The 1,109-nt window shown below is 71.4% G+C and carries 1 protein-coding gene; it reads right to left on the bottom strand.

Annotation, left to right across the window (positions count from 1 at the left end):
• Positions 1–217 precede the first annotated feature (217 nt).
• Entirely contained in the window at positions 218–847 is a 630-nt protein-coding gene (locus ACY45C_RS06005) for a DUF3710 domain-containing protein (protein WP_462186653.1), read from the bottom strand.
• Positions 848–1,109: the final 262 nt, after the last annotated feature.

The following is a 1,109-nucleotide window of genomic DNA, read 5'->3' as shown; positions in this document are numbered from 1 at the left end:
GGCTTGATAAATCCGTTTACAGACGTTCTCTGAACGGCCGCCGTTGCACGTCTGCTTCCGGCGTTAGGCTGAAGACCGTCGACCGGACAGCTCCGCGTGCTGCCCATGAACATCTCCGGACCGATCTCTACCGGGCCGCAGCCCAGATCTTCGTCGACCTCGTGGAGTACACCGACTTCCCACGGGCCTGAGCCGGGCCGGTGGTGGACGGGCCGGGTCACGACGCCGCGGGTGGGGGGGCCTCGCGGTTGGCTCCCCGCAGCGCCAGCGTCATGATCCTGCGCTCCGGGGGTTGCTCCGGAATGGCCGCGGCGGTGTCGGTTGTTCGGCCGGGACCTTCGAATCTGTCGGGACGTTCGAAGGGGATGGGCTCGCGCACCGGCATCGCCGCGTCCCCCCGGACGACGACGAGCCCGTCCAGTACCTCCTCCAGCAGCGGCGCCGCCGTCACGTCGACCGCGGCCGCACCGGTGATGACCGCGCAGAGGATCCATCGCGGCCCCTCGATGCCGAAGATGCGGGCGGGCAGGCGGCCGACGGCCGTGTCGAGCGGCATGCGCAGCTCGGGGCCGTAGGGCCCGTCCTCGTCGTTCCATTCCGTGTCCTCCGGTGCCGAGAGCACCAGGTCCTCGCGGATCGACGCCCACAGGCCGCCGCTGCGCGGGGCGGCGAGGACGGACAGCTCCAGGACGGATGTCCCGTCCATCGCGGCCAGGGTGGGCATCGGCCCAGAGGCCGAGACCCGGATCCGGGTGCCGTTCACCCGCGGCACCACGAGAGCTCCGAAATCCGCCCGCGCCCGGCCGTCATCGGGCGCGTCCGCCGCGTCGAACGGACCCCGGCCCACCCGGGCGCCCCCGCTCGTCGTGGCGCCGGCTCCCGCAGCGCCGGCTTCCGTAGCGCCGGTTCCCGTAGCGCCGGTTCCCGTTTCGCCGGGCTTCCTCGCGCCACCGTCGCCAGTACCGGCCCCGGTACTGGCCTCGGTGTCGGCATGGTCGTCCGGCTCCGGCTGCGCCGACTTTCGGCGCCGACGGTGGATGAGTCGCCCTCCTGGCATCCTGACCACCTCCCAGACAGAAGCCTGGCGTGACTAATGGATTACTTAAGGT

Source organism: Frankia sp. CcWB2 (genome assembly GCF_977927585.1).
This window is presented reverse-complemented; position numbering and strand designations above follow the sequence as displayed.